Genomic DNA, 22571 nt, shown 5'->3' with positions numbered 1-22571 from the left:
AGATCGATTTCTATCTTGCAGGGGGTCTTTTATGACAATCGAAGCGATTATACAGGCCGTAGAAGAGCGAAGAGACACGTGGCAGAAGATCAGTCAGGCCATTGGACAGCGCCCCGAACTTGGTAATGAAGAACATTTTGCACAAAAGACACTCGGGGAAAGTCTTCATCAAGAGGGGTTTGAGGTAACATACGGCGTCGCCGATACGCCCACATCGTTCATGGCCGTGTATGATTCCGGAAAACCGGGGGCACGAATCGGTTACATGAGTGAATACGACGCTTTACCGGATATCGGACATGCTTGCGGGCATAACCTCATCGGTACTCAGAGCGCAGCTGCCGCTGTTGCCCTGAAGGATACCGTCAACCAGGCGGGCGGTGCCGTTTACGTATTCGGAACACCGGCAGAAGAAACGAACGGCGCCAAAGTCACCATGGCCAACGCAGGGTTGTTTGATCACCTCGATGCGGCGATGATGGCTCACCCGTCCAGCGACTTTGTCAAAAGCGGCACATCCCTTGCGATGGATGCAATTGAACTGCGGTTTCACGGCAAAACCGCCCATGCTGCAGCGGCACCGGATCAAGGCATCAACGCATTGGATGCGGTCATCCAGACGTTCAACGGGATCAACGCGCTGAGGCAGCACACACCCGATCACGCCAGGATTCACGGCATCATTCCAGAAGGCGGAACGGCAGCGAACGTTGTGCCGGACTATGCCGTCGCCCGTTTCTACGTCCGGGCCGCCACCAGGCAGGATGTGGATGTGCTCGCTGATAAGCTCATGCGCGTCGCCAGAGGTGCAGCCCTTGCCACCGGTACCAGACTCGAATCAGCCAATTATGAATTTTCCTATGATCAAATGGCCACCAACGAACCGCTCTCTGATTTGTTTACCAGTGCACTGCTTCAGCTCGGTATCCCGCAACATGATATCGTAGAAGAAAAAGCCGGCTCCGGGTCCATCGATATGGGCAACGTCAGCCTTCGCTGTCCAGCCATTCACCCGTATGTCCGCATCAGTGATACCCCGGTCAATGGTCATACCCATGAATTTCGTGAAGCATCGTTGAGTGAACGTGGATTTGAAGGCATGATGACTGGTGCCAAGGCACTTGCACTGACCGGCTATCAGCTGTTGAGTGATGCTGAGGCGAAGCAAAAGGTGCAAAAGGCTTTTCAGCGTCTATAACACAGGCTCATTCCAAACCTGACAGGAGGTGCCCGGATCCATGACCAAACGATTCAAACGGGAAGAACCACTGCGCTATGAATTTGCCAGTCCCATTGACACGACGTTTGTCATCAGCCGGCTTCGCGGAGAATCTTATCAATCGAAACCTGCCAAAGGCGTACTGGTAAACATCAGTCCCGGCGGGCTGAAGCTCGTAACAGAACTTGATTTGCCAAAAGGGGATGATCTGTCGCTGACTTTTACAATTCACCTCGCCGGATACGACATTGCCCCGGAAGGTGAAGTCGTCTGGAAAGAAAAACGGGGTACGTCTTTTGTTTACGGGTTGCGTTTCATTGAAGATCCTGAAATGGAAGAAGCGATCTTACGGGGGCTGAAAGCCTATGCAGTTCACGAACGCAACGCTCAAAACGGCGCAGCAAAAAGGCGTCGGAGTTTCGAATAAGAAAGGGGCGATCAGTGTATGAAAACCGTAGGGATCATCGGCGGCATGAGCTTTGAATCATCCACCTTGTATTATGAAACGATGAACCGGTTGGTCCGTGATCATCGCGGAGGCCTCCATTCCCTGCCGATTCTGCTGTCTAGCGTGGACTTCGAACCCTACGCCAGACTGCAGGAGAACGGGAACTGGGCTGCTATAGGTGATGCGCTGCATGAAGAAGCAAAACGCCTTGAAACAGCTGGTGCAGAAGTGATTGTCCTCGCCACTAATACGATGCACGCTGCGGCAGACCGGATTACAGAAGATCTCGAGGTGCCGTTCATTCATATCGGTGAAGCCACGGCGCAAGCCGTGAAAGCCAAGGGAATGAAGAGGATCGCCCTGCTTGGCACACGCTTTACGATGGAATACGCCTTTTACAGGGAGAAATTTGAAGAGGTGGGCATTGAGGTCATGATTCCCGGTGACGCAGACCGTGCGTATATCCACCAGGCTGTTTTCAAAGAACTCTGCCTTGGAACATTGAATCCGGACACGAAACACTCGTTTCTTCAAATCATCGATCAGCTCGTCGATGACGGTGCACAAGGAATCGTGCTCGGCTGTACGGAAATTCCCCTCCTCATTGGAGACGACGATGCGAACGTACCGGTATTCAACACCAGTGACATCCACGCAAAAGCCGCCGTGGCATTTGCACTTGATGAGAACAACCATTGACCGAAAGAAATGACGTCGGGCTTTACTCTGAATCGACTGATCGTCCGGTAGGTCGGCGCGTGTCCTTGTGCCAGCCACATCATTCGAATCCTGTCCTGCAATAAGGCTTCAATTTTCCGTCCTGAAAAAGTCGATTGAGTATACGCACACAGAATCACCTTCATCATCATTATCGGATGATAAGGAGGGCGACCCTGACTCTTATAAAGAGCTGCATAAGCGACATCATTTTTTTGTAATTGAAGCGATCAATCCATCGGCAAAACGAACGGATTCATGTTATAATCAATAAACATAAGGATACCTCCGGTTTTGTTATGACTTGGTCGTTCTAACTTAATCCGGAGGTATCCTTTTTTATGTAAAAATCAGGACCTGACGGTCTTTCAATGCAGTTGATTGTCAAAAATACATGAGACGCCTGCGGCGAATGTAGATACAGTGAGGTAATAACTGATGTCACCCAGGTACCTTCAGGTGGAAAAGCAAGAGCTGAAGATCCACCGGCGGTGGTTTTCCGACGGTTAGCTGAGATCTTCATGCGACGAGCACTGCACAGGAGCAGAAGCCTTGCCCGCGGCAAGCGATTGTATTTTTGCACCATCAACCCTTCTATACAGAAAACCCACACCGTTTGGTGTGGGCCTTTTTATTTACTGGATTTTCTCCTAGCCTCTTTCTGGTTTATCAATCACAGTTTAAATGAACTTTTCAGGCTGACGATGCGGTTGAAAACGAGATGATCTTTCCTGGAGTCCTTTGAATCCACATTGAAATAGCCGTGGCGGAAGAACTGGAACTTGTCCTGCGAAAAGACATGCTTCATATTTTCCTCGACAAAACCGTGCGTCACTTCAAGTGAGTCCGGATTCACGGCTTCGAGGAAATCGTCGCCGCTTTTCTCGTCATCGATCAAGGAGTCGTACAGACGGAATTCTGCCGGTACGGCCTTCGTTGCTTCCACAAAGTGTAGGGTTCCCTTCACTTTTCGCCCCTCAAAGCCGGATCCGCTTTTCGTTTCCGGATCGTAGGTGCAGTGCAGTTCCACGACATTGCCGTCGTCGTCTTTTACAAAGTCGTTGCACTTGATGAAATAGGCGTGCTTCAAGCGGACTTCATTGCCCGGGAAGAGGCGGAAATATTTCTTCGGCGGATCTTCCATAAAGTCTTCCTGCTCGATGTAAATCTCGCGGGAGAACGGGATTTTCCGGGTCCCCATCTCGGGGTTTTCCGGATTGACGTCCGCATCCAGCCATTCCACTTGACCTTCAGGGTAGTTGGTAATGACCACTTTCAGCGGTTTCAACACCGACATCGTTCGTGGCGCATCCATTTTCAGGTCTTCGCGGACGAAATGTTCGAGCATCCGGAAATCGACGAGATTATCTGCTTTTGCCACCCCAATTTCACGACAGAACTGTTTGATGGATTCCGGTGTGAAGCCGCGGCGGCGCAAACCGGAAATCGTCGGCATCCGCGGGTCATCCCACCCATCCACATAGCTCTCATCCACGAGCTGCTTGAGTTTACGCTTACTCATGACCGTGTTCGTTAAATTCAGACGGGCAAACTCAATCTGCTTTGGCTTGGCCGGATGGTCCGCATGTGCCACAACCCAGTCATAAAACGGTCGCTGATCCTGAAACTCCAACGTGCAGATGGAGTGTGTCACTCCTTCAATCACGTCTTCCATCGGATGCGCGTACGTATACATTGGATAGATGCACCATGTGTCTCCCGTATGGTGGTGGGTCGCATGGGAAATCCGGTACATCACCGGATCACGCATATTGATATTTGGTGACGCCATATCAATCTTCGCACGGAGCACTTTCTCCCCGTTGCCGTATTTCCCGTCTTTCATTTCTTCAAACAGCTTCAGATTTTCTTCCACGGAACGGTTCCGGTGCGGACTTTCCTGACCGGGTTCTTCGAACGTCCCGCGCATGTTACGGATTTCATCCTGGTTCAGATCATCCACATACGCGTCGTCCTGACGAATCAGTTTCTTTGCCTGCTCGTACATCTCCTCAAAGTAGTTTGATGCATAGCAAAGGTTTTCCCACTCATACCCAAGCCAAGCGATATCTTCTTTAATCGCATCAATGTACTCCTGGTCTTCCTTAAGCGGATTCGTGTCGTCAAAACGGAGATTCGTCGTTCCATCAAACTCATCCGCCAGTTCAAAATTCAGCACAATGGATTTGGCGTGACCGATATGCAGATACCCGTTCGGCTCCGGTGGAAAGCGTGTCACCACATGATTGTAAGTGCCTTCTGCGAGATCTTTTTTGACGATATGCTTAATGAAATTCGATGAACTGTTCACATCACTCATCGGATTGATCACCCTCTCTTCCTTGAAGTCTATCCTTTTTTATACCATATTACTCAGGAAATTTCACGTCCCGGTCGGTCAGCTGTCTTTTCGCTGCAGTACCAGTACTTTCAAGTATTTCCCCTCTTTAAACGCCTCGTCCGTTTTGAAATCCCCTGGCAAGCCGAAGCTCTCGAGGACCCGAAACGGCACGCCTGCGTTCTGAAAGGCTTCCCCGACGGTTTTTCTGAAGCGCTGGGGGGCGACACCTGCATGGTTCAGGGCTGCGACGATAATCCCGTTGTCCTCAGTCACGTGAATGGCATCGACGAGCAGCTTCGCATAATCCTTTTTGGCACTGAAGGTTGTCTTCTTTGTGCGTGCAAAGCTCGGCGGATCTAGAATGACGAGACCAAACGTCCGGTCCCTTCGCTGGGTACGCTTCAAAAATTGAAATGCGTCGTCGACGATGATGTCATGGTCCTGGTGATCCAGCTGGTTCATGGCGAACTGTTCGGCCGTTTTTTCCTTGCTCCGGTTTGCTGCGTCGACACTCGTCGTCTTCAACGATCCGCCAACAGCTGCAAATACGGAGAAAACGCCCGTGTACGAGAAGGTATTCAACACGGTCCTGCCCTTGGCATACTTCTCGAGGATCGACTTTCTCACTTCTCTTTGATCATGGAAAAAGCCGACCATCGCACCGTCATTCAAGTAAACGGCAATATTCACATTGTTCTCGTTTACGATCAGAGGTGACGGGGCTTCTTCGCCGGTGACGAAATCGTCATCTTCCACATACTGGCCTTCTTTTGCAAAACGTTTCTTTTCATAAATGCCGATGACGTCCGTGTTTCGCAAAAGGCTGTCCACAAACTGCTCTTTGAAGCGGTAGGCGCCTTCACTGTAAAAATGAATCACATAATACTGCTTGTAGTAATCAATGATGACCCCGCCAAAACCGTCGCCTTCGCCGTTGAATACGCGAAAAGCGTCCATTGCCGTGTCCTCATAATACGCCTGTCTGATGCCGACCGCTTTTAAAACGAGCCGGTCAATCAGCTGCTGATTGATTTTATCGGCCGCTTGCCTGGTGACAATCCAGCCAACGCCTTTGTTTTGTTCACCGTAATACCCGTTACCAATAAACTGGCCCCATTCATCGGTGACTTCAAGGAGCTGTCCTTCCTCGGCTAACACTTCAGGATTCACCAAAGCGTCCCTTGTGATCAGCGGAAAGCCTTCCTTGTAGCGTTTGACTTCCCCTTGCTGGATCTTTACTTTTACATCTTTCATTCTATTCCTCCGTTCATCATACCTTCCGCATCCCATCATACCCCGTTTTGAATGGAAAAGAAACCTAAAGAAAACGCGGTTTTTCATTAGCCAATAGCCAAAGTATAAAGAAAACACCCCGCTTTGCCTTTTCTCTCGGAAAAGGTGGCAGGGTGCTTCATTGTAAAAGTTTTACGACGGGTTGGCTGCCTGTTCTTCAGCCAAGGTGCGCAGTTTCGCGTTTCGTTCCCGGAAAAGCCACTTGAAGGTCAGGGTCTGCACAATCAGGAACAGTCCACCGACAGTCCAGTACAGCGGCAGGGCGGCAGAGACGACGAAGGAAAAACCGCCCATCATCACCGGTGTGATATAACCGAACATCGCCATTTGTTTCTGTTGTTTCTCTTCCATTCCGAACATGGACAGGCGGAACTGGAGAAAATAAACGAGCGCTGCCACCAGGGGCAAGATCAAATCCGTTTCGCCCAGACTGAACCAGAGAAACTGGTGCTCGGCAATCTCAGGCGTTCGCATAATTGCCTGGTAAAAACCGATCAATATCGGCAACTGAATCAGCATCGGCAGGCAGCCTACCGAGGTCAGAGGATTGAACTGATGCTTTGAATAGATTGCCATCATTTCCTTTTGCATCGCCTGTTTGTCTTCCTGTTCTTTTTTTTCTTTATATTTTTCATTCAGTGCAGTCAATTCCGGCTGCAGATAAATCATTTTCTCTTTCGTATTCAGCTGGGTCTTTTGCTGCTTCAGCATCAGCGGCATCAATGCAGTGCGGATCAGTACGGTCATCATCACGATCGACCAACCGTAGTTACCACCGAAGAGGTCAGCAAAGAATGTCAGCATAAATGAGAAGGGATAGATCACGTAATGATTAAATAATCCCGTCGTCTCCGCATCAATCGGGTCCATCATCGCAGTCTGGTTGCAGCCGCTGAGTAGTGCAATCAAGGTGATACCCATCAGCAGGATGAGGACGGATTTATTGATTGGTCGGGTGAATCGGTTGATGACAAGTTCCATATTTACCGGCTCCTTTTTTCATCTCAGATTGGCTGTGAAAAAAAGAGCTGTGGTGGGCTTCATCATCGTCATCCGGAGCGATCTTCCGCTGGATCATAGACACCAGGCGGGTCTGCCAGGTGTCTAACGTGGCACCTGAACCGATTAACAGCTGCGGCTTTGTGTGACAGCCCGCTGCTCTATGCTGCATGAGCTGCATATCTTTCCGATGCCCATGCCGCAAAAACAGGATGCCTGCATGCGCCGATGTTACCGACATGATCAGCCCTGCGATCATCAGCACCTGCCATAAATCCTGATACACTTCCATCATCATACCGATTCACCTCCTTTCAAACTAAAATGATTATGCGCCTTGAAAAGTCTCCGGTCAAGGTACTTCCCTGTTTACGGCACGCTGTTCACAAAGGTTTCATAAAACGCTGCATATGATCAGGGAAAACAAATTGTTTTACTTTTTCTGTCAGGCGTTGTTGGAACAGATTGATTAATCGCTCCAAAAAACGAACCTTGTCTAAGCAGACGAGGTTCGTTTTTTGGAGACACATTCATTTATACGGCTCTCTTCTCGGATTGTTCGATTCCTTTTCGTTCCATGTTGCCCCAGTCACGCTTTCTTCTGAAGGCACTGAAAAGGCCGACGATTCGAAACGATACCATCAAAGGACGGTACCAGAAACCTTCCGTAAGTGCGTAGAGAAAGAGAATCGGTAAACTCCTGATGTCCTGATATTTATGGTAGGTCCATTCTTCGAGCATAACGGAGAGCGACGACAACAGTGACGCATACAGAATGGTGACGGCAAACATAACAGCCGCAATCGCCGGGTCAATAAACGCAAAGACCAGACCGAGGATAATGATGAAATACCCGAGGAACTCAGCCACAGAGCTGAGCAGCTCCACAAACGTATAATAAGGGAGTGAAAAGAGCCCGACCCGTTTGTATTTCGGATTAAACATCATTCCTTTGTGGCGCCAGACGGTTTCCGCCAATCCTCTCTGCCAGCGGATCCGCTGGGCCTTCAATGATTGAAAGGTACTCGGTGCTTCCGTCCAGCAGACCGGGTCCTGAATGTACTCGATCCGCTGATCTGATTTTTCATCTTTGATTGAGCGGTGTATCCGGACAATCAGCTCCATGTCTTCGCCTACCGTTTTTTTGTCATAGCCTCCTACTTTTACAACCTGCCTTTTTTCAAAAACCCCGAAAGCGCCAGAGACGATCAACAGCATATTCGTGCGACTGAAGCCAAGACGTCCGATGAGAAAACCACGGAAATATTCAATGATCTGCATGACTTCCAACGGGTTTTTCGGTAAACTGATTTTCTTGATTTCACTTTGCTCCATCTGACAACCGTTCGCAATTCGGACGGTTCCACCGGTCGCCGTGACTTGACCGCCGGAATCAATGATCGGTTTGATTGTTTTTAAGAGTGCATCCTTTTCGAGAATCGAATCCGCATCGATAGAAGCAAAATAAGGATAGGTGGAAAAATTGATCCCCGCATTCAAGGAATCTCCTTTACCCCCATTCTCTTTCTCAATCATGAACAACTGTCCATGAATGGTTGACTGATAGGCAGCAACGACCGCTTCTGTTTCAAAGTGCTTGCGGGTAGCCAGGATGATCGGTTTCATCTGAAAAGCTTCTTTCATCCGTTCTGATGTCTCATCTTCTGAACCATCATTGATCACAATGACCTCATACTCAGGATAATTCAGTGTCATCAGCGACTGGACAGACGGTACAATCCCTACCTCTTCATTAAATGCCGGTACAAGGACAGATATCGGGTACGTATCCTGATTTACCGTCATTTCTTCAATTTGTTCCTTTCTGTTCAATTTCTGTTCGCGACGCACTTTCGGTGTGGCGATAAGGAATAACACCAGGTACAGCACGACGACAAACAGCATATAAATGACGATAATCCAAGCCATGGTTTCAAGTATGGTTACGATCCAGTCGGAATTCACGATGTTACCCCCCATTTGTTGTCAGTGTATACCCTGCCATATCTTTAGCGAATGGATCATTACCGGAATCCGCAATTTTACGGAGCATCCCTTCCCCACCCTCAAGTTGTTTCAGAGCATTGGCTGCCGCAAAACGGACCCACCACTTCGGGTCGGACATCAGTGTTTTCAACTGAATTTGATACTCATCCAAAGCAGCGTTCCCGGTCAATTTAGCGACCATCAACCGCTCTTCCCACAAATCTGAGGTAAAAAGGATTCGATGTGTGATTCATTCAATACTTCTCTGTACCTGCTCATCGCCTTCAGTGTCTTGATGCGGATTTCGTCACGGGGATCCGTGAGACACTCCTCAATCCGTTTCTGATATGGTTTCGCTCTCACATCACCGCAGTGGCTGATAAACGGTCCAAGCAGATGTTCAGGTACCGCTTCATGACTCTTATACTTCGAAAACCAATAATCGACCGCATTCTGATTCAACCGCTGGAATATTTCTTTGAAAAGCGAAACAGGCAAATAATCGTTCGCTTCGATTAATTCAAACACTCTGCGATCCTGCAAAGCAGCCATCGTCCTCAAGCCCTGCCTGAACTCTTCATCCCCGCGATCTTGGCTTTTTACCACGGTGCTGTATACTTCATCCACGAGGTTGTTCATCTTAAAGTCTTCGATAAAGTACAATGCATTGATCCGATTCGCCCAGCCGCCACGTTTCAGACGCCTCCTGTATTCTTTCGTGAGACTTCCTTCTGCCAACTCTCTGATCCGCGCTGTCTGTAAATCATCCGCATCTTCAAGACTGCGTTCCAATATGGCCTCCATCAATTGAACCTTCAGATTATTTTTCTCAGGAAAACGGGGGTGAAGCGGTTTTTTTCCTTGAATATAGTCTTCAAACTCCACGGTGAGTTTTTCGTCCAATACCTTTAATCGCTCTATTAATGTCAGCTCCCGGTGTTTTTTGATCATCATAAACACCAAAAGCAGCACCTGAACAACGAACAACCCGCCAATGGTCCATAAAGCCACAGCCACCATTTTCCCACCTCATTTAGTGATATTTTTAATATAAAGATTAATATCACTATATAACATTTATCTTTTTTGTGTCAAATTTGTGAATTAAAGAATCAAATGAATAACCCCTCCTCAAATGTAAGCGTATACCTTTTGAATTCTTGCTGCACAAGGCTTCAAAGTATTCCGACTTTTTCGGGAAAACGGTTGAGATTGTGACAAAACCTCTCTATAATGTCCATTATATGATGACAAGTGTACACGAATTAAAGACGTAGGGAGTGTAAGCAATGAGTGAAAAAATGATGATTGGTTTACTTGGATTCGGAACAGTCGGAACCGGGGTCCTGCAGATCGTTCGCGATCACCAGGATAAGCTCGTCCATCAGGTAGGCTGCCCCATTGAAATCAGCCGGATCCTGGTGAATGATTTGGATAAAGACCGGGGGATCCATGTCGAAGAAGGCATGCTGACCCTGAATGCAGATGATATACTCGAAGACCCAGAGATCGATGTGGTCATCGAGGTGATGGGGGGCACCGGAGACGCCCGAAAATACATCAGAAAAGCCCTCGAACAGGGAAAGCATGTGGTCACCGCCAATAAAGACGTCATGGCTGAGCACGGCTCGGAACTGTTGACGCTGGCGAACAAAACCGGTACGGACCTCTATTACGAGGCGAGTGTTGCCGGTGGGATCCCGATTCTTCGCACACTGGTGGAAGGCCTTGCCTCAGACCGGATCACGAAAATGATGGGCATCGTCAACGGAACGACCAACTATATCCTCACAAAAATGACCAAAGAAGGCCGTTTGTATGATGAAGTGTTGCAAGAAGCAAAAGCCCTCGGTTATGCAGAGGCAGATCCCACTTCCGATGTGGAAGGCATCGATGCTGCACGGAAGATCTCAATACTGGGTACCCTCGGATTTTCCATGAACCTCGACCTTTCTGACGTATCTGTCACCGGGATGACGGGCATCACCTCAGAAGATATTCAATACGCAGAGCAACTCGGCTATACCATGAAACTGATCGGCCTCGCGAACCGCTGTGAGGATAAGGTCGAAGTGAGTGTCGAACCGACGCTGATTCCAAACGAACACCCTCTCGCTTCAGTGGACGATGAGTTTAACGCCGTGTATGTTTACGGGGAAGCGGTCGGAGAAACGATGTATTATGGTCCGGGCGCGGGGAAATTCCCAACCGCCACTTCGATTGTCTCGGACCTCGTCGCCGTGCTTCGCAATAAGCGTCTCGGTGTAAACGGCAAGAGCCTTGTGATTCCGCAGTTCGATAAGAAACTGAAAACAGATGAGGAGATCTTCTCCAAGTATTTCGTGCGCATTCATGCCAAGGATCAGCCTGGAACCTTCGGCAACCTGACGGACGTTTTCGGGACCTGCGACATCAGCCTTGAAAAGATTCTTCAGGTCCCGTTGAACGAAGGCCGGCTCGCTGAAATCATTGTCGTAACACACGGTGTGTCCCGGAAAAATTATAAAGACGTACTCAAAAAATTAGATGAAATGGATGCGGTGGTCGAAGTGAAAAGCACCTACCGTGTGGAAGGAGTCATGAAACGATGATGTGGCGAGGATTACTTGAAGAATACCGGCAGTATTTGCCAGTCAATGAGCACACCCCCCTGCTTTCCCTTCAGGAGGGGAATACCCCCCTTCTTCCGATGAAGCACCTGTCCGAGAAATTCGGTGTGGAGCTCTACGTAAAGTATGACGGTGCCAATCCGACTGGTTCTTTTAAAGACCGGGGGATGGTCATGGCGGTAGCAAAAGCCAAGGAAGCGGGAAGTGAGGCGATTATGTGTGCCTCAACAGGAAATACGTCTGCTGCAGCTGCCGCGTATGCAGCACAGGCGAGAATGCGCTGCTTTATCGTGATCCCCGACGGCAAAATTGCGATGGGTAAGCTGGCACAGGCTGTCGTCTACGGCGGTGAAATTGTCAGTATCGAAGGAAACTTCGATCAGGCGCTGCAGATGGTGCGTAACCTCGAAGATCAGTCACCGATCACGCTCGTTAACTCCGTCAACCCGTTTCGCATTGAAGGCCAGAAAACGGCAGCGTTTGAAATCGTCGACGTCCTCGGTTCTGCTCCGGATGTCCTGTCCATCCCTGTCGGGAATGCCGGAAACATCACTGCATACTGGAAAGGCTTCAAGGAGTACCATGAAGCAAAAGGAACCGGACTGCCCGAAATGCGTGGCTTCGAAGCAGAAGGCTCGGCATCGATTGCCATGAATAAGATCATCGATCAGCCGGAAACCCTCGCCACAGCGATCCGCATCGGGAATCCCGCCAGCTGGGACTACGCAGTAACCGCTGCAAGAGAGTCCAACGGGAAAATCGATTACGTCACCGATGATGAAATCGTTGAGGCCTATAAGCTGATTGCCCGTGAAGAAGGGGTCTTTGCAGAACCGGCTTCCGCCGCTTCCATTGCCGGCCTCATCAAACAGCTCAAGACCGGTGAAATCAAAAAAGGATCAAGAGTCGTCTGTGTCCTGACAGGAAACGGTCTGAAAGATCCGAATACCGCCATTGATACCGCTCCGGTTCAACCGACCGTCCTGCCAAATGATGAGAAGGTCGTATTTGAACACTTGCTTGGACGTGTGAACGCATGAGCCGCTTTGATTCCTTTGACATCATCGTACCCGCAAGCACCGCAAATTTAGGACCTGGGTTCGATTCTGTCGGCATGGCTTTGAACCGGCATCTCTCCTTGACCATTACCCCGTCCGAGGTGTGGGAAGTTGAACTGATTGCCGGCGATCTCGAAGGAATTCCAACAGATGAGAGCAATTTCATCATCGAAATTGCCAAGTGGCTGGCTGACAAATGGAACGAACCCCTGCCACCGGTTCATATCGGCATGGTGAGCAATATTCCTCTCGCACGCGGTTTTGGAAGCAGCGCAACAGCAATTGTTGCCGGGATTGAGCTGACGAATCAATTATTACATCTGCACCTGACCGATGAGGAAAAAGTGCAGTGGGCCACGCTTTATGAAGGACATCCGGATAATGTTGCCCCTTCCATTTACGGCGGGTTGGTTGTCGGGCACCATGACGAGGAAGGTACCGAGATTGTCCGGGCCGGGATCCCCGCCATCGATTTAGTGGCACTGATCCCTGATTACCCTGTGAGCACTTCCAAATCCAGGGACGCACTGCCTGAAACCTTGAATTATGCTGAAGCGGTAAAAGCGAGCAGTATCAGTAATGTCCAGGTGGCTGCCATGATGCGAAACGACTGGACACTCGCAGGACGGATGATGAAAAAGGACCGTTTCCACCGTCCTTATCGTTATCTGAATATCCCCGAATGGAAACAAGCAGAGGAGATCGCAGATCAACTCCCTGTCTACGGTGCGACATTAAGCGGCGCAGGACCGATTATTTTATTCTTCACGCCTCAGGGCACCGGCGAAGAAATGAAATCGAGGATACAGCGGGCTTTTCCAGAATCCACGATCGAATGTCTTCAACCGGATCCGCACGGCGTCACCGTCAAACACAAACTCACAACGGAATGACAAATCCCCTCCTGGCCAACTCCAGGAGGGGATTTGTCACTTGAAAATACAGTGATTCTGATTATAACAATCCAACGTGTTTCAATCCGTGCACGACACCGTCATCGTTGACATCCTTGGTCACAAAATCCGCCACAGCTTTGGTCTGTGGTACACTGTTGCCCATCGCGATGCCGTGTTTCGAAGACGCGATCATCTCCACATCATTCGGGCCATCGCCAAAGACATAGACATCATCCGGATTCAGGTTCAATTTGGTAATCAGGGCCTCGATCCCTTTTGCCTTGGATCCTTTTGCCGGCAGGATATCGGTGGATTTCTCGTGCCAGCGGATGAAGTCGAACGCATCAAAGCGTGCTTGATAAGGCGCTTCTTCCCCATCTTTACAGAACAAAAGCGTCTGATACAACGCCCGGTTCTGATAATAATCCGGATCAAACGGCGGATAATCAAACTTCAATGAGCCGATCGCCTCGTAAATATAGGCGTGCTCTGTATCATTCGCACGCATGCCTGTGTGGTCCATAAAAACAAGGGGATGATCTTTTTCTTTTGCAAAATCGACCAGTTCCTTCACGGCTTCCGGTGCCAATGCATTCCGCAAAACCGGCTCCTCTTTATGCACCACATACTGACCATTGAAGCTCACAAACGTATCAATCTCCAGCTCCTGGCGCAGTTCTTCAAACATGAATGGTGCGCGACCCGTTGCGATACCGACAAAATGACCAGCCGCTTTCAACGTCGCAATCGCCTCTTTTGTCGAAGCGGGTAACAGCTTATCATGATTGAGCAATGTGCCATCAATATCAAAAAATACAGCTTTATTTTTCATCATTGTCTTCCTTTCTCTACGCTATTCATAGTGAATTCTCTCACAAACCGGCAGTTCATGCAAATCAATTCACACCTTTAGGATTGTAGTTTTCATTGTAACTGTTATAATTAAATTTAGCGAAAATTCTCACATCAACAAGACAACGAGGTGATTCCCATGCCGGTAAATATACCGAAAGACCTTCCTGCAAGAGCCCTGCTCGAAAAAGAAAATATTTTCATCATGGACGATGAACGGGCGACCACTCAGGACATACGTCCGCTGAATATTATTATTCTTAATCTGATGCCGGACAAACAGGCAACGGAAGGCCATATTTTAAGACTGCTCGGTAATACCCCCCTGCAGCTCAATATCACGTTTTTAAAAACAGCCACGTATCAGCCAAAGCATACGAGCCAATCGCATACGGAAAATTTCTATAAAACATTCGATGAAATCCGTCACAAAAAGTTCGATGGGTTGATCATCACCGGTGCACCGATTGAACACTTACAGTTCGAGGAAGTTGCATACTGGGAAGAGATGGCGAAGATCATGGACTGGGCTGAGGATAACGTGACGTCCACCCTGCACATCTGCTGGGGGGCACAGGCAGCACTGTACTATCATTTCAAAATCGACAAGTTTCCGTTGAAGGAAAAATGTTCCGGCATCTTCAGCCACCGGATTTTCAACAGTGACAACATCGAACTGCTGCGGGGCTTTGATGATGAATTTATCGCACCGCATTCGAGGTACACGAACGTTTCCGAGGAAGCCATTAACGAACACCCCGATCTGACGCTTCTTGCCTCTTCACCGGAAGCAGGTCCTTTTCTCATGATTTCCAAAGATGGCCGCCATATTATGGCCACCGGGCACCTGGAGTATGAAACGGATACATTGAAGCAGGAATACGAGCGTGATCTCGACCGGGGATTGACGGTACGGATCCCCGCTCACTATTTTCCGGACAATAATCCGGACGAACAGCCGTTGAACTACTGGCGCTCGCATGCGCATCTGTTGTTTTCCAACTGGCTCAATTACTATGTCTATCAAGCAACACCATACGAGTGGCGCTGATACGGCCATCCTTTAGGGAACTTAAATTTTCTTAAAGCAGAATAAGGAGGGTTCCCGATGAGACGAAATCACACGATGCTGCAGTTTTTTGAGTGGCATATCCCCAATCACGGTAAGCATTGGGAGGACCTCGCCATACTTGCCCATGAATTCAGTATTCACGGCATTGATACCGTCTGGATTCCGCCGGCATGTAAAGGCATGACACAGGCGGATAACGGCTACGGGATTTATGATCACTATGATCTTGGTGAATTTGACCAGAAGGGGACTGTACGAACCAAGTACGGAACCCGCGAGGAACTTCTTAAAGCGATCGCGGTCTGCCGTAAAGAGAATGTGCAGGTCCTGGCAGATGTCGTATTGAACCACAAAGCAGGTGCGGATGATACAGAACGGTTTGAGGTCGTCGAAGTCGACCCCGATAACCGGCTCGATGAGATCAGTGAACCTTTTGAAATCGAAGGCTGGACATCGTTCACATTTCCAGGGCGGAAAGGGAATTATTCTTCGTTCACCTGGACGCACCATCAATTTAACGGCACCGACTATGATGCTGCGCAAAACCGTTCGGGCATCTACCGGATCCTTGGAGAAAACAAGGCGTGGAATGAACAGGTTGACGAAGAATTCGGCAACTATGATTATCTGATGTTTGCCAATATCGATTACCGGAATCCTGAAGTCCAGGACGAAATGATCAACTGGGGCAAATGGTTCATCAAAACTACGGGCTGTCATGGCTTTCGACTCGATGCGATTAAGCACATCAATTATTCATATGTTTCCCGGTTTGCCCACAGTATGAAAGAAGCGTATGAGGATGATTTCTATTTTGTCGGTGAATTCTGGAACCCGGACATCGAAGCAAAAAAGCAATTCCTCGATCAGACCGATTTTGCCATCCACCTGTTTGATGTCGGTCTGCATTACCGGTTTCATCAGGCATCGCTTGAAGGCCGGGATTTCGATTTACGCACACTCTATGATGGAACACTTGTCGCCACTCATCCGACTCATGCCGTCACTTTCGTTGATAATCACGATTCTCAGCCCGGTGAATCGCTTGAATCATGGGTTGAGGACTGGTTCAAACCGATTGCTTATGCGTTTATCCTGCTGAGAGCAGACGGCTTTCCCTGTGTCTTCTTCGGCGATTACCTTGGCATCCGCGGCGATGATCCGATTCCCGCCAAGAAGGAGCTTCTTGATCCGCTTTTGGATGCACGCTATCACCTGGCCTACGGTGAACAGACTGATTACTTCGATCATGCCAACACCGTCGGCTGGATCCGGCACGGAGTCGACGACCTGACTGGTTCCGGATGTGCTGTGGTCATTTCGACCGGAGACGAAGGCTTTAAGGATATGCAGGTCGATCAAACCCTGACCGGCAGCGTCTGGATCGATGTCACAGGGAACCGCACAGACGAAGTCGAAGTCAGTGAGGACGCCATCGGAAGGTTTACTGTCAACGGTGGCAGTGTATCCGTCTGGGCACAGAAAAAATACGGCCTGAGGCGTATCGAAGCTGTGGAAGAACGTTCATAATAACGAAACCCTCGGTCGGTATACCGAGGGCTTCGTTTTGTCTTATTTATCTGGAAAGAATGCCTGATGAAGGCTTTTAACTGCGAGGTCAGCATGCTGATCATCGACCCCGAACATCATGCTCGTCTCAGAAGAACCCTGATTGATCATCTTGATGTTGACCCCTGCATCTGCAAGGGCGGCGGTTGCTTTTGAGGCGACACCAACCGTTCTGGCCATCCCTTCCCCAACGACCATCACCATCGCCAGGTTCCGCTCAATATTGACGTCCTCCACGTTCAGCTCCTGTCGAATTCTTGTCAGAATCCGCTCTTCTTTCCCATTCTCCAGCTGTTCTTCCCTGAGAATAACTGACATATTATCAATCCCGGAAGGGGTGTGTTCAAAAGAAATACCTTCTCCTTCGAGGATTTCCAAAAGATGCCGGCCAAACCCTACTTCCCGGTTCATCAGATACTTGGTCAGATTAATACTGAGGAATCCTGTATCACTGGCAATACCCTGGACCGGAACTTCATCCGGGATGCGTTCTGCGACGATCATCGTACCGGGTAAATCCGGATGATTCGTATTTTTAATGCAAACCGGCACCTTTTTCTCAACAACAGGCAGCAGCGCTTCATCATGAAACACGCCAAACCCTGAGTAAGCAAGTTCCCGCATCTCCCGGTAGGTGATTTCTTTCATCTCATGAGGATGCTCAACGAGGTTCGGATTCACACTGTAGACCGAATCCACATCCGTGAAATTCTCATACATCGAAGCTTCCAACCCGGCTGCCACGATGGAGCCGGTAATATCCGAGCCTCCCCGCGGAAACGTGACGATGTTGTTTTCTTTGGAGTACCCGAAGAACCCCGGGATCACAAGGACTTCTTTTCGTTGCCGAAGACGGTATAATTGACCATAGGCCTCCGGAAGAATGCGCGCGTTACCAGGTTCATCGGTCACCAGCATCCCTGCTTCGTCGGGGCTGACATAACTTGCAGGCGTGCCTGTTTTCGTTAAATAGGCCGCCATCACTTTGGCATTTTCGTTTTCACCACTGGCTTTCAGGGCATCCATCAATCTGTCATCATCATGCCTGTATGTGTCGATCCGTTCTCTGAGCTTCTGTTCGATATCTTTCAGGACCGCCTCTTCGAGTTCAAGATAAGTCACAATTTCAGCATAGCGCGCTACAACATCCTGCAGTGCGTCTTCATATACCTCGTTTGCAATCACCTGATCTGCTAGGCGAATCAAAAGATCCGTCGTCTTGATATCCTCATCAAACCGTTTTCCAGGAGCGGAAACAACCACAACCCGCCTGTCCGGATCACTGGAGACGATTCGCCCCACTTTTTCAAACTGCTCCCCGCTTGCTAAAGAACTGCCGCCAAACTTCACTACTTTCATGTCTATAATTCCTTTCCCATCCCGTTGTCAGTCGAATGTCCGTAATTGATTCAGTCTCTATGCATAGTGTTACTGTGCAGACTAAATGTAGACACCATTATACCGCACACGTTCATTCATGAGCAACGCTTATTTCATGATTTTTCAGAAAAAGCAGGATCGATTTCACGCACATTCGTCCGTCTTGCGCAGACAAAAAAGGCACCCGAAGGAATGATCCTTCGGGCGCCTGACCGTTATTCTTTTACTGAATCTCTACATCCTGAAGCATGTAAAGACCGTTTGGATGCTTCCAGAAGCCTTCCACTTCATCACGAATACCTACGAGGTAGGAAGAATGATAAAGGTAGAGCATTGGTGCTTCTTCAACCAGAATTTCCATCGCATCTTCATACAGTGCCGATCGTGTATCAGGATCCGATTCACGGCGAGCTTCGTCAAGCACCTCGTCGAGTTCGTCATTAGCCATGAATGAACGGTTACCCGGAGCACCCTGCTGGGAAGAGTGGAACAATGCGTACATGCCATAGTCAGCATCGGCAGTCACTGTGACCCACCCGAGGATGAACATGTCATGATTACCTTCAGCTGTCTCGTCGAGGTATGCACCCCACTCGAGTACTTCAATTTCAACGTCTACACCGATCTCAGAAAGCTGATCCTGAACAAGTTCAGCAATATCCATACGCTCTCGGCTGTCGTTTGTCCAAATCGTCGTTTCAAATCCGTCTTCATATCCTGCTTCTGCAAGCAGTTCACGTGCTTCATCCGGATCATAAGGCAGTCCCTCAACATCATCTGAGAATCCGAATACCTGCTCACCAATTGGTCCTACCGCCGGTGTTGCAGTACCTTCCATGACGCCCGTAATGATGTCGTCCTTGTTGATGGCCATCGATACAGCCTGACGGACACGTACATCATCAAACGGTTCGGATTCCATATTGAAACCGATATAAGCAAGAGAAAGGCTTTCCTGCTCATAGAGGCTCACACCGTCTGTCATATCGACTCGACTGGTGTCACTTGGGCTGACAGGGAAAATGATATGCGCAGAACCGGTCTCGAGTTCACCGATACGCGTCAAGTCCTCCGGTACTACCCGGAACGTGACAGAATCAACCTTCGCTTCGTCACCCCAATAGTCTTCGTTCTTGTTCAACACCACATTGTCACCAGGTGTCCAGCTTTCAAATTGGAAGAATCCTGTACCTGATGGGTTTTCATTAATGTAATCACCTGGCTGTCCGCCATCTGCCATTGCTTCATAGTCTGCATCAATGGCTTCTTTACTCATGATACCGCCACCGGAGTGGGCAATATGGGCAGGCAGTGGTGCAAACGGAAACTCGGTCTGGAATTGAACAGTATAGTCATCCACTACGATCACTTCTTCCACTGCATCATAGAGAAATGCTCGTGGAGAACCTACATCTGGATCCATTACCCGGTCGAAGTTGGCTTTCACTGCTTCAGCATTGAATTCTGAACCATCGTGGAATGTTACGTCCTCGCGGAGAGTGAATTCCCAAAGGTCCTCTTCAACGGCTTCCCAGTCTGTCGCGAGAAGCGGCTCAAGTTCTCCGTCTTCTGTCTGATTCAGAAGGGTTTCGTACATGTTGACCTGAATGTTACTTGATGGAACATCATTTGATCCATGAGCGTCCAATGAGTCTGCATCAGAAAGTGTCGCAATCACAAGATCATCATCACCGGCTGCATCCTCTGTTCCTTCATTATTATCGTTGTTGTCGTTGTTGTCCTCGGCGTTGTTCATGTCAGCATTGTTATTGCCGTCGTTCACAGCACCTTCATCATTATTCGGTTCACTTGCACAAGCAGCAAATGTCATGACAGCTGCAGCAGAAAGCAAACCTGCTTTCAAAGTCTTACTCTTTAACATGTCGTATCCCCCTTATTATGATTGTAATTCTTTTGTAACATGCTTAAATACAAATTACACTATATAAAAAAAAATTACAAGCACAAATTTTCTTAAAATTTTCATTTTTCTAATTTAGTATTTTCAAAACCACAATGAGAATCGTCAGAAAGCCTTACATGTATCGCTTTAACGTGCTAAACCGGTTTTGCAGCAGCGATTTTTCCAATAAATCATCCCACTATTTCCAGATAAAAGTTATTCCATTAAAATAAATTCTATAAAATCTCCCGTCTACCCTTGTGTTGTTCGCTTGTCATGGTATAATTTTTTTGTTACTATTTTAAGATTTAATTTTTAGAAAATTACATTAAAATCTGTTTTGCTCAATCATAAATGAAAAGAAAGTGAGGGTATCATTATGTCAGATACGTCATCTGAAAATCGCGCGACGGTTGAACCGAAAAAAATCAATCCGCAACTGGAAAACCTGAAAGACATGTGGCAAAAGATGAGGCAGAACAAACTGGCCATGGCTGGACTTATTTTGATTATCTTCTTTATGATCACTTCCGTAGTTGGACCCTTTATGACCTCGATGGATCCGACGAGTACAGATGTTCAAAGCCGCAACATTCCGCCAAATGCAGACTTCTGGTTTGGCACTGACCACCAGGGCCGGGACATATTTACGCGGATCATTCACGGGATGTGGATCACATTGGCCATTGGATTCAGTTCCGTTATTATGGGCATGATTGTCGGTGTCCTGATCGGTATCACCGCCGGCTATTACGGCAAGAAAATTGATGCTGTACTGATGCGGATCATGGACGTGTTTCTTGCGTTTCCGGGGATCCTGCTTGCTTTAGGGATTGTTGCTGTTCTTGGCGGCAGCATCGTCAACGTCGTCATCGCTATTGCCATCTTCTCGATTCCGGTCTTTGCCCGTATTGTCCGAGGTTCAACACTCGCAGTTAAGAAACTGGAGTACATCGATGCAATCCGCGCTTTGGGAGCGTCAGACTCCCGGATTATTTTCAGGCATATCTTACCGAATATTTTGTCGCCGATTATTGTTCAGGCCACACTATTTATTGCAACTGCCGTATTAACCGCAAGCGGCCTGTCCTTCCTTGGCCTTGGGGCTCAGCCGCCGATGCCTGAATGGGGTGCCATGCTTGCAGGCGGACGAAACTATATGTGGGACTATCCCCACATGGCGTTGTTTCCAGGCCTTGCCATCGTAAGTATCGTGCTTGCGTTCAACTTGCTTGGCGACGGACTACGCGATGCACTGGATCCAAAAATCAAATCATAAAAGAGAGGTGAGCAACTATGCTCGTTTATTCCATACGACGAATATTTCAAACGATACCGGTATTGATCGGCGTCACCCTGGTCGTATTCCTGATGATGCACCTTATACCGGGCGACCCGGCACAGATTATGGCCGGAGAACGTGCAGACGCAGAACAAGTGGAACAGATGCGTGATCGACTTGGTTTGAACGATCCGCTTCATACACAGTACATTGGTTTTGTAACAGACGCGGTTCAGGGCGATTTGGGGAATTCCCTTCGAAGCGGCCGCCCCATTTCTTCAGAGATTTTCGACAATCGCCTCTGGGTCACTGTGGAACTTGCCTTTTACAGTACAATTCTCAGTGTTTTTATGGGCATTATTGCCGGGGTGATTTCCTCCACCCGCAGAGGGACATTCACGGATATGGCGATCATGATCGTCGCACTCTTTGGGCTGTCCATGCCAAACTTCTGGCTGGGCCTCATGCTGATTCAATATTTTGCTCTACCTCCATTACAATGGTTTCCGGTCTCCGGGTGGGGTACACCTGAACAAATTGTGCTGCCGGTGATCACTCTCGGTACAGCAGGTGCTGCCATCATTGCACGGATGACTCGTTCGAGCATGCTGGAGGTCATTCATCAGGATTACATCCGCACAGCTCGTGCCAAAGGGGTTCAGGAGCGTTACGTGGTATACAAACACGCTCTTCGTAATGCATTGATTCCAGTTGTCACCGTTGTAGGGCTTCAGTTTGGTACCCTTCTCGGAGGTGCGGTTCTGACCGAGACGGTTTTCTCCATCAACGGGTTGGGCCGTTACGTCGTTGATTCTATTGCCCGCCGTGATTTCCCGGCTGTACAGGGATCGGTCCTGATACTTGCCATATTGTTTGTGTTTGTTAACTATCTTGTCGATATATCATATCGTGTGCTGAATAAAAGAATCGAACTGGATTAACCGGTT

20 protein-coding genes and 1 pseudogene are annotated in these 22571 nt (G+C 48.6%); 10 read left to right on the top strand and 11 right to left on the bottom strand.

Annotated features, from left to right (window positions below; genetic code table 11):
- Nucleotides 1-31: 31 nt before the first annotated feature.
- Genes BBEV_RS00435 through BBEV_RS00425 form a run of 3 tightly spaced genes read left to right on the top strand, consistent with a single transcriptional unit; the run spans nucleotide 32 to nucleotide 2366 of the window.
- Nucleotides 32-1198, top strand: a complete 1167-nt coding sequence (locus BBEV_RS00435) for a M20 family metallopeptidase (protein ID WP_069363656.1) — start codon at nucleotides 32-34, stop codon at nucleotides 1196-1198.
- Nucleotides 1199-1238: 40 nt separating this feature from the next.
- Nucleotides 1239-1646: a PilZ domain-containing protein gene (locus tag BBEV_RS00430; protein ID WP_069363655.1), complete on the top strand. Its 408-nt coding sequence runs from the start codon at nucleotides 1239-1241 to the stop codon at nucleotides 1644-1646.
- A gap of 18 nt (nucleotides 1647-1664) precedes the next feature.
- Complete coding sequence (locus BBEV_RS00425; RefSeq protein WP_069363654.1) at nucleotides 1665-2366, top strand: aspartate/glutamate racemase family protein; 702 nt, start codon at nucleotides 1665-1667, stop codon at nucleotides 2364-2366.
- Nucleotides 2367-2377: 11 nt separating this feature from the next.
- Here BBEV_RS00425 and BBEV_RS18000 read toward each other — a convergent pair.
- The 8 genes and pseudogenes from BBEV_RS18000 to BBEV_RS00390 all read right to left on the bottom strand — a co-directional run.
- Nucleotides 2378-2560 (bottom strand): annotated as a pseudogene (locus BBEV_RS18000) (transposase); the annotation flags it as partial.
- 497 nt (nucleotides 2561-3057) lie between these two features.
- On the bottom strand, nucleotides 3058-4704 hold the full coding sequence (locus tag BBEV_RS00420) for a glutamine--tRNA ligase/YqeY domain fusion protein (RefSeq protein ID WP_069366535.1): 1647 nt from the start codon (nucleotides 4702-4704) through the stop codon (nucleotides 3058-3060).
- 78 nt (nucleotides 4705-4782) lie between these two features.
- Nucleotides 4783-5979 (bottom strand): class I SAM-dependent rRNA methyltransferase, encoded by a 1197-nt coding sequence (locus tag BBEV_RS00415; protein WP_069363653.1) that lies wholly within the window; start codon nucleotides 5977-5979, stop codon nucleotides 4783-4785.
- Between the two features lie 171 nt (nucleotides 5980-6150).
- Entirely contained in the window at nucleotides 6151-6999 is an 849-nt protein-coding gene (yidC, locus tag BBEV_RS00410; protein WP_069363652.1) for a membrane protein insertase YidC, read from the bottom strand.
- On the bottom strand, nucleotides 6959-7315 hold the full coding sequence (locus tag BBEV_RS00405; RefSeq protein WP_069363651.1) for a hypothetical protein: 357 nt from the start codon (nucleotides 7313-7315) through the stop codon (nucleotides 6959-6961). Before BBEV_RS00405 ends, yidC begins: the two co-directional genes overlap by 41 nt.
- Nucleotides 7316-7551: 236 nt before the next feature.
- A complete protein-coding gene (locus BBEV_RS00400; RefSeq protein ID WP_407690236.1) occupies nucleotides 7552-8982 on the bottom strand; it encodes a glycosyltransferase family 2 protein in 1431 nt (476 codons plus the stop codon).
- 4 nt (nucleotides 8983-8986) lie between these two features.
- Nucleotides 8987-9205: a HEAT repeat domain-containing protein gene (locus BBEV_RS00395; protein WP_069363649.1), complete on the bottom strand. Its 219-nt coding sequence runs from the start codon at nucleotides 9203-9205 to the stop codon at nucleotides 8987-8989.
- A complete protein-coding gene (locus BBEV_RS00390) occupies nucleotides 9205-10020 on the bottom strand; it encodes a hypothetical protein (RefSeq protein WP_157100880.1) in 816 nt (271 codons plus the stop codon). Before BBEV_RS00390 ends, BBEV_RS00395 begins: the two co-directional genes overlap by 1 nt.
- Before the next feature lie 272 nt (nucleotides 10021-10292).
- Here BBEV_RS00390 and BBEV_RS00385 point away from each other — a divergent pair, with 272 nt between their 5' ends.
- Genes BBEV_RS00385 through thrB form a run of 3 tightly spaced genes read left to right on the top strand, consistent with a single transcriptional unit; the run spans nucleotide 10293 to nucleotide 13563 of the window.
- Nucleotides 10293-11594 (top strand): homoserine dehydrogenase, encoded by a 1302-nt coding sequence (locus BBEV_RS00385; RefSeq protein ID WP_069363647.1) that lies wholly within the window; start codon nucleotides 10293-10295, stop codon nucleotides 11592-11594.
- Nucleotides 11591-12652: a threonine synthase gene (gene thrC / locus BBEV_RS00380; protein WP_069363646.1), complete on the top strand. Its 1062-nt coding sequence runs from the start codon at nucleotides 11591-11593 to the stop codon at nucleotides 12650-12652. Before BBEV_RS00385 ends, thrC begins: the two co-directional genes overlap by 4 nt.
- Entirely contained in the window at nucleotides 12649-13563 is a 915-nt protein-coding gene (thrB, locus tag BBEV_RS00375) for a homoserine kinase (protein ID WP_069363645.1), read from the top strand. The genes thrC and thrB overlap by 4 nt, the downstream gene beginning before the upstream one ends.
- 61 nt (nucleotides 13564-13624) lie before the next feature.
- Here thrB and BBEV_RS00370 read toward each other — a convergent pair whose 3' ends face one another.
- Nucleotides 13625-14398, bottom strand: a complete 774-nt coding sequence (locus tag BBEV_RS00370) for a Cof-type HAD-IIB family hydrolase (protein WP_069363644.1) — start codon at nucleotides 14396-14398, stop codon at nucleotides 13625-13627.
- A gap of 159 nt (nucleotides 14399-14557) precedes the next feature.
- On the opposite strand from BBEV_RS00370, the gene metA reads away from it, so the two are divergent.
- Nucleotides 14558-15469, top strand: a complete 912-nt coding sequence (gene metA, locus BBEV_RS00365; protein WP_069363643.1) for a homoserine O-acetyltransferase MetA — start codon at nucleotides 14558-14560, stop codon at nucleotides 15467-15469.
- A 57-nt stretch (nucleotides 15470-15526) separates the two neighbouring features.
- The gene (locus BBEV_RS00360; RefSeq protein ID WP_069363642.1) at nucleotides 15527-17020 is read left to right on the top strand and encodes an alpha-amylase; all 1494 of its coding nucleotides are present in this window, start codon (nucleotides 15527-15529) and stop codon (nucleotides 17018-17020) included.
- Nucleotides 17021-17062: 42 nt separating this feature from the next.
- On the opposite strand, the gene BBEV_RS00355 is transcribed toward BBEV_RS00360, so the two are convergent.
- Together BBEV_RS00355 and BBEV_RS00350 are read right to left on the bottom strand one after the other, a co-directional pair.
- On the bottom strand, nucleotides 17063-18418 hold the full coding sequence (locus BBEV_RS00355) for an aspartate kinase (RefSeq protein ID WP_069363641.1): 1356 nt from the start codon (nucleotides 18416-18418) through the stop codon (nucleotides 17063-17065).
- A 244-nt stretch (nucleotides 18419-18662) separates the two neighbouring features.
- Entirely contained in the window at nucleotides 18663-20321 is a 1659-nt protein-coding gene (locus BBEV_RS00350) for a glutathione ABC transporter substrate-binding protein (protein ID WP_069363640.1), read from the bottom strand.
- Between the two features lie 400 nt (nucleotides 20322-20721).
- On the opposite strand from BBEV_RS00350, the gene BBEV_RS00345 reads away from it, so the two are divergent.
- Complete coding sequence (locus tag BBEV_RS00345) at nucleotides 20722-21621, top strand: ABC transporter permease (RefSeq protein ID WP_069363639.1); 900 nt, start codon at nucleotides 20722-20724, stop codon at nucleotides 21619-21621.
- 17 nt (nucleotides 21622-21638) lie between these two features.
- Nucleotides 21639-22565 (top strand): ABC transporter permease, encoded by a 927-nt coding sequence (locus BBEV_RS00340; protein ID WP_069363638.1) that lies wholly within the window; start codon nucleotides 21639-21641, stop codon nucleotides 22563-22565.
- Nucleotides 22566-22571: the final 6 nt, after the last annotated feature.

This window comes from Salisediminibacterium beveridgei, from assembly GCF_001721685.1.
GTDB lineage: Bacteria > Bacillota > Bacilli > Bacillales > Salisediminibacteriaceae > Salisediminibacterium > Salisediminibacterium beveridgei.
This window is presented reverse-complemented; position numbering and strand designations above follow the sequence as displayed.

What these genes read in the sequence shown, in the direction of transcription:
- BBEV_RS00425 (WP_069363654.1), top strand. Translation starts at nt 1,665, where the DNA reads ATGAAAACCGTAGGGATCATCGGCGGCATGAGCTTTGAATCATCCACC.
- BBEV_RS00355 (WP_069363641.1), bottom strand. Translation starts at nt 18,418, where the DNA reads ATGAAAGTAGTGAAGTTTGGCGGCAGTTCTTTAGCAAGCGGGGAGCAG.
- BBEV_RS00385 (WP_069363647.1), top strand. Translation starts at nt 10,293, where the DNA reads ATGAGTGAAAAAATGATGATTGGTTTACTTGGATTCGGAACAGTCGGA.
- metA (WP_069363643.1), top strand. Translation starts at nt 14,558, where the DNA reads ATGCCGGTAAATATACCGAAAGACCTTCCTGCAAGAGCCCTGCTCGAA.
- BBEV_RS00350 (WP_069363640.1), bottom strand. Translation starts at nt 20,321, where the DNA reads ATGTTAAAGAGTAAGACTTTGAAAGCAGGTTTGCTTTCTGCTGCAGCT.
- BBEV_RS00435 (WP_069363656.1), top strand. Translation starts at nt 32, where the DNA reads ATGACAATCGAAGCGATTATACAGGCCGTAGAAGAGCGAAGAGACACG.
- BBEV_RS00395 (WP_069363649.1), bottom strand. Translation starts at nt 9,205, where the DNA reads ATGGTCGCTAAATTGACCGGGAACGCTGCTTTGGATGAGTATCAAATT.
- BBEV_RS00430 (WP_069363655.1), top strand. Translation starts at nt 1,239, where the DNA reads ATGACCAAACGATTCAAACGGGAAGAACCACTGCGCTATGAATTTGCC.
- BBEV_RS00345 (WP_069363639.1), top strand. Translation starts at nt 20,722, where the DNA reads ATGTCAGATACGTCATCTGAAAATCGCGCGACGGTTGAACCGAAAAAA.
- yidC (WP_069363652.1), bottom strand. Translation starts at nt 6,999, where the DNA reads ATGGAACTTGTCATCAACCGATTCACCCGACCAATCAATAAATCCGTC.
- BBEV_RS00405 (WP_069363651.1), bottom strand. Translation starts at nt 7,315, where the DNA reads ATGATGATGGAAGTGTATCAGGATTTATGGCAGGTGCTGATGATCGCA.
- thrB (WP_069363645.1), top strand. Translation starts at nt 12,649, where the DNA reads ATGAGCCGCTTTGATTCCTTTGACATCATCGTACCCGCAAGCACCGCA.
- BBEV_RS00420 (WP_069366535.1), bottom strand. Translation starts at nt 4,704, where the DNA reads ATGAGTGATGTGAACAGTTCATCGAATTTCATTAAGCATATCGTCAAA.
- thrC (WP_069363646.1), top strand. Translation starts at nt 11,591, where the DNA reads ATGATGTGGCGAGGATTACTTGAAGAATACCGGCAGTATTTGCCAGTC.
- BBEV_RS00360 (WP_069363642.1), top strand. Translation starts at nt 15,527, where the DNA reads ATGAGACGAAATCACACGATGCTGCAGTTTTTTGAGTGGCATATCCCC.
- BBEV_RS00415 (WP_069363653.1), bottom strand. Translation starts at nt 5,979, where the DNA reads ATGAAAGATGTAAAAGTAAAGATCCAGCAAGGGGAAGTCAAACGCTAC.
- BBEV_RS00370 (WP_069363644.1), bottom strand. Translation starts at nt 14,398, where the DNA reads ATGAAAAATAAAGCTGTATTTTTTGATATTGATGGCACATTGCTCAAT.
- BBEV_RS00340 (WP_069363638.1), top strand. Translation starts at nt 21,639, where the DNA reads ATGCTCGTTTATTCCATACGACGAATATTTCAAACGATACCGGTATTG.